This window comes from Acidimicrobiia bacterium (assembly GCA_041393965.1).
In the GTDB taxonomy this organism is placed as follows: Bacteria; Actinomycetota; Acidimicrobiia; order Spongiisociales; family UBA5794; genus UBA5794.
Window position 1 is genome coordinate 1 of the sequence record JAWKJB010000004.1, and the last position, 9549, is coordinate 9549.

General features: G+C 63.8%; 8 protein-coding genes. 6 read left to right on the forward strand and 2 right to left on the reverse strand.

Annotated elements, in window-relative coordinates; translation table 11 throughout:
- Both R2823_10875 and R2823_10880 read left to right on the forward strand, forming a co-directional pair.
- On the forward strand, positions 1–1116 hold a 1116-nt coding region (locus R2823_10875; protein MEZ5176682.1), incomplete at its 5' end, for a vitamin B12 dependent-methionine synthase activation domain-containing protein.
- Positions 1100–1900 (forward strand): hypothetical protein, encoded by an 801-nt coding sequence (locus R2823_10880; GenBank protein ID MEZ5176683.1) that lies wholly within the window; start codon positions 1100–1102, stop codon positions 1898–1900. The genes R2823_10875 and R2823_10880, both read left to right, overlap by 17 nt.
- 44 nt (positions 1901–1944) lie before the next feature.
- On the opposite strand, the gene R2823_10885 is transcribed toward R2823_10880, so the two are convergent.
- Positions 1945–2781: a hypothetical protein gene (locus R2823_10885; protein ID MEZ5176684.1), complete on the reverse strand. Its 837-nt coding sequence runs from the start codon at positions 2779–2781 to the stop codon at positions 1945–1947.
- Between the two features lie 101 nt (positions 2782–2882).
- Here R2823_10885 and R2823_10890 point away from each other — a divergent pair, with 101 nt between their 5' ends.
- Positions 2883–5195 (forward strand): DUF87 domain-containing protein, encoded by a 2313-nt coding sequence (locus R2823_10890; GenBank protein MEZ5176685.1) that lies wholly within the window; start codon positions 2883–2885, stop codon positions 5193–5195.
- A 55-nt stretch (positions 5196–5250) separates the two neighbouring features.
- Here R2823_10890 and R2823_10895 read toward each other — a convergent pair whose 3' ends face one another.
- Complete coding sequence (locus R2823_10895) at positions 5251–6300, reverse strand: sigma-70 family RNA polymerase sigma factor (GenBank protein MEZ5176686.1); 1050 nt, start codon at positions 6298–6300, stop codon at positions 5251–5253.
- A gap of 236 nt (positions 6301–6536) precedes the next feature.
- Between R2823_10895 and R2823_10900 the strand changes: the two genes are divergently transcribed.
- The 3 genes from R2823_10900 to R2823_10910 all read left to right on the forward strand — a co-directional run.
- The gene (locus R2823_10900; protein MEZ5176687.1) at positions 6537–7181 is read left to right on the forward strand and encodes a LysE family translocator; all 645 of its coding nucleotides are present in this window, start codon (positions 6537–6539) and stop codon (positions 7179–7181) included.
- A gap of 248 nt (positions 7182–7429) precedes the next feature.
- Positions 7430–8329 carry a hypothetical protein gene (locus R2823_10905; protein ID MEZ5176688.1) on the forward strand — a complete coding sequence of 300 codons (900 nt, stop codon included), beginning with the start codon at positions 7430–7432 and terminating at the stop codon, positions 8327–8329.
- Positions 8330–8371: 42 nt separating this feature from the next.
- On the forward strand, positions 8372–9549 hold a 1178-nt coding region (locus tag R2823_10910; protein ID MEZ5176689.1), incomplete at its 3' end, for a CpsD/CapB family tyrosine-protein kinase.

A 9549-nucleotide genomic window follows, 5' to 3' on the forward strand; every position in this document is an offset into this window, starting at 1 on the left:
ATGCGGGACAATCTTGATGAGCTGACCCGTCGGGGCTTGGACACGATCCCGGTGCTGCTCGGTGGTGCCGCACTCACCCGATCCTATGTCGAGAAGGACCTGGCCGGCAGATACGCAGGCGACCTCATCTACGGGAAGGACGCTTTCGCAGCCTTGGCTGCAATGGAGTGGATCACCGGCAACGGCCCAAAGCCTGTAGCCCCCGAGCGCTTCATTCCTGAAGTTCAGGGGGTGAAGCGCCAACCTGCAACAGTTCCGAGGCGCTCTCCTCACATTGCTGACGACGAACCCATTCCCCCCGCACCCTTTCTCGGGTCCCGCGTCGTCAAGGGCATACCGATCGATGCCATCACGCAGTACCTCAACACGACCGCGCTGCTGCGCAACCAGTGGCAATACCGGCCGGACAAGGGCGAGGACGACGCTGCCTTCAAGGAGCGAATGGCGCCCGAGATTCGCGCACGCGTCGCAAGCGCTCAGTCGCGTGGTCTCCTCCATCCCCAGGTTGTGTACGGCTATTTCCATGCGAGCGCAGACGGAGACGACATCGTGATCTGGGGCGACACCGACCGAACCGTCGAAGCCGCCAGACTGTCATTCCCCCGTCAACAGGAAACTCCCTGGCTGTGCATCGCCGACTACTTCCGCCCGATCTCGGACAAGGCCACCGATGTCGCCGCCTTCCAGATCGTCACCATGGGTCCAGCGATCTCAGACGAAGCGCACGAGCTGTTCCGCAAGGACCGCTACGAGGACTACCTGAAGCTGCACGGAATCGGGGTTGAACTGACCGAAGCGCTTGCCGAGTGCTGGCACGCGAGAGTGCGTTCCGAGTTCGGCATCGGGCAGACCGACGCGCCGACCATGCACGGTTTGTTTCGACAGGGCTATCAGGGCGGAAGGTATTCGTGGGGGTATCCGGCGTGCCCGGACCTCGAGGACAACCTCACGGTTGCCGAGCTCCTCGACGCCTCACGGATCGGGATCAAGGTCGGGGCGCAGACCGGATACCAATACCAACCTGAACAGACCACATCGGCGATCATTTGCCACCATCGACAAGCAAAGTATTTCATCGCCAGAAAGGCGAAGGATTCGCGTGCTGACATCGGCTGACCGATTTGTGAAGATCGCCGAGGTGAACCCACCCGAGCTTCCCAACATGTCGCACCTGTTGCTCGAAGGCGCATGGGACAATGTGCTGATCACGGACAATGTGTTCGGCCAGATCCGCGTGTCGCCGTACGCCTTTTCGGCCCGCGTAACCCACGATGTCCCATCGGTGACCCCGACCGTCGTGGTATCGACCCGGGACCGCAACATCCTTGCCATCGAGTCAGAAGTGCGAGGAGCACTCGGCAACGGGGTCCGGTCATTCCTCGTGGTGATCGGGGACACGATGCCCCAGGTGGACCATCTCGCGGACCACTACGAGATCGTCCGTCACTTGCGAAGACTGCAGGGTGATCTACCGGATTTCGAGGTCGGGATGCCGACTCGGTTCCAGGCGTGGCAGAAGCGTCGTCGGATCGACGCGGGAGCACAGTTCCTTGTTGTCGGCCCGGTGCTCGACCCGGCAACGGTCGAGCCGAACATCGCCGATCTTGACCTGCAACCCGACGATCCGCCGGTCTTCCTTATGGCTATTCCTCCGTTCAGCTCCAAGTGGAATAGCCGTATGGAGAAGCTCGGAGCGGTTCCCGCCAGCAAAGGTCTCAAGCATCGACTCAAGCACGCAGGCTCAGAGTCCGAATGCCGCGCCATCGCGTGGGAAGCCTCGCGACAGGTTGCCCGCGTCGCGAGCTCTTGCGGTGTATCAGGCGTGATCCTCATGGGCCTCAACTTCGACACCGTCATCGACGAAGCCGCGCTCGCCTTCCGCGAGATCGGAGTCAGGTAGCGCCTTTTGCGAGGATCGCACCCGGGCCATGACGCTGGCGGCAATCAGTCGCTTGTCGCGAGCCGCGACGGTGACGACGCGATTCTGAGCACCAGTCCGACAATGACCACGGCAAGGCCGATCATCAGCAACAGTCGTGACTGCGCCCTCAATCCAGCGGCAAGGTCGTGGAAGATGTTCGTGACGATCACCTCCACCCGGTCGTCGGAAACTGCTTCGATCACGACCCTCCGACCCCCGGGAAGGACGAACGAGGTCACCAATCCGGCGAACGCGACCGCGCCCCCGATCATCATCGTGGCGGTCGCTGCCCGCCGTGCAAGCAAGACGATGAGAACCGACAGGATCACGGCCAGCAGGATCGCTCCCCACAGGATGCGCCGGGCGATCGACGCGTAGGGCGATAGCTCGGGGAGCGAGCCCGGCTCAACGATCACGATCTCGGCGAAAAAGGACGATTCGATGGTGGCGGCGAACTCGGGGGCGAAGCGCTCGAGCGGTCCCATGATCAGGTCCTCCACACCGGTGAGGTCGACCACGATGCCCTCCGCCTGCCCGTCGAACAGCGCCGCGTGTAGCTGGGCAGCAACGGACACGAGCATCGGCTCGAGACGGGGCCGCTCAAGTATTCCGACGAGGGCCGACTCGAGCAGCGGGCTCACAGCGATGAGCACGGGCCGTCCATCGCTGAAGCGCTCGACCGTGATGGAAGCGATAGCTTCGGTCGATGACGGTTCGGCGAGGGCGCCGACGGCGATCTCGGAGAACCTCTGCGAGTCTGCAAGATCGCGGCGGGCGAACCAACCGAAGTTCGCAATGATCAAGGCAGCAGCCAACGCGGCCGTGGCGAGGAGGAGTGCTGGGTAGCGAACGGCGAACACGGTGTCCTATCGACGACGGCGCAAGCCTACCAATCGCACCCGCCTGTGATCGTTCCCCCGGGGACACGGTGCCCCGTGGCCGACGACTACGATCGACCGGCATGAGCTTCTATCTCGGAGCGCCCATCGATGCTCACGGAGAACGGGTCGAGGGCGCGTCCTACGCCTACGAACCAGCCGATCTCACCACCCACGGCGTCATCGTCGGCATGACCGGTTCGGGGAAGACCGGCCTCGGAATCGTCTTCCTGGAAGAGGCGCTCAAAGCGGGGATCCCGACCCTTGTGATCGACCCCAAAGGGGACATGACCAATCTTCTCTTGACCTTCCCTGACCTCGCGCCTTCGGATTTCGAGCCCTGGATCGACGAGGCGGCAGCGAACAGGGAAGGGATCTCTCGTACGGACAAAGCGTCCGCTGAGGCTGCGATGTGGCGGGAGCGACTCGGGACATGGGGGCTCGACACGGCAGCGATCGCTCACCTGCGCCGACAGGCCGACATGACGATCTACACGCCCGGGTCCGAAGCAGCGAACCCGGTCAACATCGTCGGTGACCTGCGGCCGCCCGACCTGTCGTGGGACACCGAAGCCGAAGCGATCCGCGACGAGATCGAGGGATTCGCCTCGGGTCTTCTCGGCCTCGTCGGTATCGACACCGATCCGGTGTCATCACGAGAGCACATCCTCGTCGCCAACCTCGTCGAGCGTGCCTGGCGCGACGGGACAACACTGGATCTGGCCGCCCTCATCACCCAGATCGCCGATCCGCCGATGCGCAAGCTCGGTGTGTTCGAGGTGGACCAGTTCTTCCCTGAGCGTGACCGCATGAAGCTCGCCATGCAGCTCAATGCGCTCCTCGCCTCCCCCTCGTTCGCCGCTTGGATGACCGGCGCCGATCTCGACATCGAAGAGCTCCTGTGGAAGGACGGAAGGCCCCGAGCGGCGATCATGTACCTCGCGCACCTTACGGAGACCGAACGCCAATTCGTGACGACAATGGTCTTCTCCCGGCTCGTCACCTGGATGCGTTCCCAACCAGGGAGCAGCAATCTTCGCGCGCTCGCCTACATGGACGAGGTGTTCGGGTTCGTGCCGCCAAGCGCCCGGCCACCTGCCAAGAAGCCGATCCTCACCTTGCTCAAACAGGCGCGGGCGTTCGGTGTCGGCGTGTTGCTGTCGACCCAGAATCCGGTTGATCTCGACTACAAGGCAATGTCGAACGCAGGGACCTGGTGCATTGGGCGACTCCAGACCGAACGCGACAAGGCCCGGATCATCGAGGCCCTGACAACCGCATCGGGCGCGATCGATACCGAAGCGATGGACACGACGATCTCAAGCCTCCCGAAGCGAGGGTTTGTGATGCACAGCACGAGAGAGCCAGCTCCAACGGTCATCACGACGCGCTGGGCCATGTCGTACCTGCGCGGCCCGATGACGCGCGAAGAGGTCGGCCGGTTCAAGGAGACGACCGAGCGGGCCGACGCGCCCGCCGCCGCGTTGAGTGATCAGGCTCAACCGTCATCGCCGTCGCCCCCGAAGGTCGCCGAGGGCGTCCGTTCGCTCGCGATCCATCCAGCCGCACCGTGGCGCGAACGCGTCGGAGACGACACAGCGGGCGATGTCTACCGACCGGTGTTCGCGGTGACCGTCGAGATGCGGTTCGACGAAGCACGGATCGGACTCGAACACATCGAGATGTGGGAAGCGATCGTCACGGACAGCGGCGTCGATGACCCCTCCGATGTCGTCGTCGTCGATCATGACGAGCGGGACTTCGTCGATCCTGATCCTGCCATACCGTTCGACTCGGCAGAGATCCCGATCTCGCAGTCCCGGTTCTTCGACGATCTCGTGTCGAACATCACGCGACATCTCGACGCCAACGAATCGCTCGAACTGGAACGCAACCGCGCTGTCGATCTCGTGTCACGACCCGGAGAATCCCAAGCAGATTTTCTGGCACGGTGCAAGGCAACCGCCGACGATCGCGCTGACGAGAAGAAGGCAACCGTTGTCAAGAGGTATGAGGCGACGCTCCGCAAGGTCAAGCGAGCCTATGACTCCGCCGTCGCGGACGCCGACCTCGCCGCGCAGGCCGCCGAGGATGAACAGCGGTCCGCCATCATCGACCTCGGCATGGACCTGCTGTTGCGGGGCCGCACGAGACGCTCAGACTCGCGGGTTCGTCAGGCGCGGGATCGTGCGCAACGGGCACGAAGCAAGATCGAGGCGAAGCGAAACGAGTACGAGGACCTGACGATCGACATGGAGAATGCCTGTGCCGAGATCGACGCCGAATGGGATGCGAAGGCAACAGATATCGGGCGCATTTCGGTCGGTCTCGAGAAGGACGATATCCGCGTCACGGACATCAAGGTCGTGTGGGTCAGAAGGCGGGCGACGCGATGAGCGGCAGCCGTGGTGCGACGGATTGCAGTGATCGATCAGCGGTGATGCTTGGCGATCAGATCAGGTCCTGTTCGCGGATGCCGAAGCTCGGGTGCCGGAGGCGACACAGGGCGAGCTTCTCGAGCTGACGGATTCGCTCCCTCGTGAGGTTGAACTCCTCGCCGATCTCTTCGAGCGTGCGGGGGATCCCGTCGTAGAACCCGTATCGGAGCGCGAGGATGCGACCCTCGCGTGTCGGAAGCCGATCGATCGACTTGCGGAGGGAATTCGCGATGTCGAGCTCCTCGGTCACACGGACCGGGTCCGCGGCGTCCTCATCCTCGATGAAGTCGCCGAGCTGGGCTCCATCCTCACCGATCGGCTGTTCGAGGGAAACCGTGTCCGCAACAGCAAGCGCCAGCTCGACCTTGGAGACCTCGACCCCGGCTTCTTCTGCGATCTCGTCCGGTTTCGGGTCGCGACCGAGCTCGGCCTTCAGCGACGCCTGCGCGGCACGCACCGCTGCGAGGGTGTCGTGCAGATGCACCGGAATGCGAACGGTGCGCGACTTGTCGGCGATGGCACGCGTGATGGCCTGGCGTATCCACCATGTGGCATAGGTGGAGAACTTGAACCCTTTTCGCCAATCGAACTTCTCGACTGCCCTGATCAAACCCAGGTTGCCTTCCTGGATGAGATCGAGGAAGTCGATACCGGATGTGTTCGCGTAACGGCGAGCATTCGCCACAACGAGTCGGAGGTTCGCCGTCAGGAACGCGTCCTTCGCTTCGCCACCGCGCCGGACCTGGCGCTTGAGCAGGATTTGTTCGGCCTTCGTCTTGTAATCGCCGGCATCGAGACGCTCAGCAGCGGCCTGGCCAGCCTCGATCTTTTGCGCGTAGTCGACCTCGTTTTCGGCCGTCAGGAGCTCGAACTCGCCGATCGAGGTCAGGTACTGGGAGACGAGATCGGTTGTGAGCCTTCCGCGATCGTCGGTGAGCTTCGAACGGTCACGATCCCTGAGTGTCCGGCTCAAGGTGTCGCGATCCATGCGCTCCTTGGCCTCTTCACGCTCGCGCTCGGCCTTGTCGACGATCGCCTTTCGCGGCTTGGAACCTGTCGTCATCCACATCCTCCAAGGTGACTCGACGGTCGGCGCTCGTCATGTCCTGGCCGATCGGCAAACGGGGCACCAGCCCGTGCCGCTTGACCACTATCACACAGCAAGCGGGTCTTGTGAACCCACAATCTCGTGGGTCGGAAGGTAGGAACGGCCATGTGGTACCTGCACATGCGACCGTCACGCCCCCGAGCCGTGGACGGCCCTCGAGCCGGACCGGGCGGGTTCTCTATGCTCACACGATGCCCGACGCCCGGACCTTGGCCCTGTTCGCTGCAGCGTCGTTCGTGCTGGTCATCATCCCCGGACCGGCGGTCATCTACATCCTGACCCGCAGCATCAGCCAAGGACGCACGGCAGGCATCGTTTCGGCGCTCGGAGTCAACATCGGCACCGGGGTACATGTGCTCGGAGCCGCTGCTGGACTGTCGGTTGTCCTTGCGAACTCCGTCGCCATGTTCAACGCCATCAAGTGGGTTGGTGTTGCCTACCTGGCCTGGATCGGCATCCGAACCATCCGAATGGATGACACCGTGTTCACGACGGAGACCCGGGATCCAACCGCCTTGCGCAGAGTGTTCACCGAGGGCGTGATCGTCAACATGCTGAACCCGAAAGTCGCGATCTTCATCCTCGCGTTCCTCCCCCAGTTCGTCGACACCGCAGCGGCGAACCCCGCCGCACAAACGATCGTGCTCGGTGTCACCCTCATCGCTGTCGGCGTCGTATCTGACAGTGCCTATGCGTTCGCGGGTGGACACTTGGGGCGACTGCTGCGAAGGCGACCCCACGCGGCTCGAACTGCCCGCATCGGAGCGGGTGCGACCTATCTCGCCCTCGCCGCCGTCGCCACCTTCACCGGGACACGATCCAGCCCCGGATCGTGAGGACACCACCGCGAGACCCGACCCGACCGGGTGATCACCGATCCGGCATCGAGCGCTGAGGATCTCCGGCCGACCAGCAAACACCGATCCCCCGTGTCCAAATCCGTGCGGTTGCATGGGCACGCCTTATCCTGACGCCGATGCCACGGACATCCTCGAACCTCCCCATCTGTATTCATTGCGGAACCCCACGGCCAGCGGACGAGACCCGGTGCCCCACCTGCGGCAAGCCCTGGATCGATGTCCGAGTGGAACCACCCAGCGACGCTGCCCCCAAACAAGTCCCTCCCCCCGCCGGATCAACCACACCGGCCGATGAAGAGGTTGCCGCGGCCGACACAGCCGATGCGATGCCTCCGCCGCTTGTGCCCATTCACGACACCGGCGAGTTCGGCATGGACGAGTGGACCCTGCCGCCAGAACCGACCCGTTCGAAGGCGGTGTGGCTGCTGCCGATCGCTTTGCTCGCTGCCGTTGCTGCGTTCTGGGGATTCGTTTGGTTCGGAGGGGATTCCCCAACACCCACCACCGTCGCCGCTGCACCCGAGACCACGACAACATCGTCGCCGTCCTCCACCACGACAACAACCGGGGCTACCACGACAACGAGCTCATCGACCACAACGACCACCGTCCCGTATCCCGCGGCTTCGGACTGGGAAGGCAACGGCAACAGCATCGCGCTCACCGAGCTTCCGCTCAAGGCCGCGGGTATCGGAGAGCTCGCGTTCGGAACACCGATCGACGAAGTGGCGGGCACGCTCGTCGCAAGCATCGGAACTCCGGACGCCGCAGGTGACAGCGACCTGTGTCAGCCGGAGGAGGCATACTGGCTCCAGTGGGGACCACTGCGCGCCGTCTTCGATGGCTGGGAGTCGGATGCGTCCTTCGTGTCCTACCGATACGAGGACCGGGACGAGGGAACCACCGATGTGGTCCTCAGAACGCTGTCGGGTCTCGAAGTCGGACACACGGTCGAACAGCTCAAGTCGACCTACGGTTCGTTCACGGTCACCTTCGAGGTGATCGACGCGCAAAACTATTTTCGGCTGGTCGACGGTGGCGAGCTCCTGTTGTGGGGCCCCGTCACATCGACCGATGACGACGGCACCGTGGTGGGAATCTACTCCCCGACACCTTGCCCGTAGGGCCCGTGGCGACCCGGGCAAGTACTCTTGGGTCTGGTTGACATGAGCAACGAGACAACACCGTCTTCGACCCCCCGTCTTCGCCGTCGGATCTTCAACGCGCCAACGATGCTGTCGTTCGTCGCCGCGGTTGCAGTGTTCATCCTGGTGTCGACGATCGTATCGACCAACCTCGGGGTCGCGGTCGCCATCGGAGCAGGAGCACTCGCTGGCGGACTGATCTGGTGGTCCTTGTCGTCAGTCGCACGACACCGCCAGCTCGCGACCGTCCTGACGAACCTCCCCGATGTCGGGCCGATTCCGACCCACGAAGCACTCGCCCCTGCCATCGGCGACGGGGACGCGGCCACCGCGTACCGCCTCGCGGCGCAAGGCCTCGAGGAACGCACAACCGGCCAGATTCTCCTTTTCACCAGCCCGGTCCCTGGCTGGGGAACCACGACGGTGGCCCTGAACACGGCAATCGCGGCGAGCCGTCTCGGACGACGCGTCGTGTTCATCGATGCGGACCTCACCTGTCACGGAGCATCCCGATTCCTCTCGACGGGACCTGAGCCCGGTCTCTCAAGCCTTGCCGATGGCACGGCAACGCTCCCCCAGGTCGCCCGCCTCCTCACGGTGAGTACTGATGTGCGGCTCCCGGTGATCCCACCGGGAGGACCCATGGACGACGAAGCACTTCTCGCGGGGCCCGAGATGGGCGCCGCCATCGACACGATGGCGGCAACGGCGGATTTGATCATCATCGATGCTCCTCCTGTTGGCTGGTCCGATACGACTCCGCACCTCGCAGCGCACGCGGATGGCTCGGTGCTCGTGGTCTCCCCCAAGGCAGACCCGGCAACAACCGTCGCGACCGGGGAACGACTCGCCGACATCGGTGCGCCGGTCCTGGCCTATATCACCAACCGGTCCGAACGCGTCATGACGCCACTCGGGTCAGTTTGGAAGTCCCTCATCATCCGGACGGTTGCCATGGCGGTGCTCCTCGCTGCGGCGTTCACGCTCTTCACGAGCGGGCAACTGTGGGCCGCGTGGGCCGGAATCGACCGCGAGGAGTTCTCACTCGCCGACGCCAATGTCGCCCTCGATGCAACCACGACGACGGTGGACCCGGGGGCGCTGCCTGCCGTCGATGGAGCTCACACGACAGCACCGGACCCGGCACCTGACACCGAATCCCCCGAGATGTTCGAAACATTCCTCGTCATCGGCGGCGA

Coding starts and splice junctions, on each gene's coding strand:
- R2823_10895 (MEZ5176686.1), bottom strand. CDS start 6,300: ATGACGACAGGTTCCAAGCCGCGAAAGGCGATCGTCGACAAGGCCGAG.
- R2823_10900 (MEZ5176687.1), top strand. CDS start 6,537: ATGCCCGACGCCCGGACCTTGGCCCTGTTCGCTGCAGCGTCGTTCGTG.
- R2823_10890 (MEZ5176685.1), top strand. CDS start 2,883: ATGAGCTTCTATCTCGGAGCGCCCATCGATGCTCACGGAGAACGGGTC.